Source organism: Alcaligenes sp. GW821-FHT11D07, assembly GCF_058808495.1.
In genome coordinates, this window is sequence record NZ_JBXART010000010.1 from 1 (window position 1) to 566 (window position 566).

The window sequence follows — 566 nt, forward strand, 5'->3', positions numbered from 1 at the left end:
TCGTCACCCGCAATGGTGTCGATCGTAATAGCGGCTTCGGGCAGATCGGTATCCACACCGTAGCCACGGTCAGCTTCAGCCGAAGCGGGGTTACCTGCTGCGTCTTCGGTCTCGACCTTGGCGTGAACATTGCTGTCTTTGGCCAATTCGGCGCCCGGAACATCGACGTTCCAGGTCTTGCCGTCGGCGTTAACCGTGGTCGTGTAGTCCTTACCGTTGACCGTTATGGTCACGGTATCGCCAGCCTTGACGTCTTCGCCCACCGTACCGGTAATGGTCACGTCAGACTCGGACTCAGCCTTGTTGATCACATCATCGCCAGCGATCGTGTCGATGGTGATCGCTGCTTCTGGCAACTCGGTGTCAACACCGTAGCCACGGTCAGCTTCAGCGCTGGCTGGGTTACCAGCCGCGTCTTCGGTCTCGACCTTGGCGTGCACGTTCGAATCTGCAGCCAGCTCAGCACCAGGAACGTCCACGTTCCAAGTTTTGCCATCGGCGTTAACGGTGGTCGTGTAATCCTTACCATTGACCGTCACGGTCACGGTATCGCCGGCCTTGACGTC

General features: G+C 58.5%; 1 protein-coding gene. It reads right to left on the reverse strand.

What is annotated here, in order from left to right; translation table 11 throughout:
• The coding region (locus tag AC1RSM_RS18645; RefSeq protein WP_492934063.1) for an Ig-like domain-containing protein at positions 1-566 on the reverse strand (566 nt) is incomplete at both ends.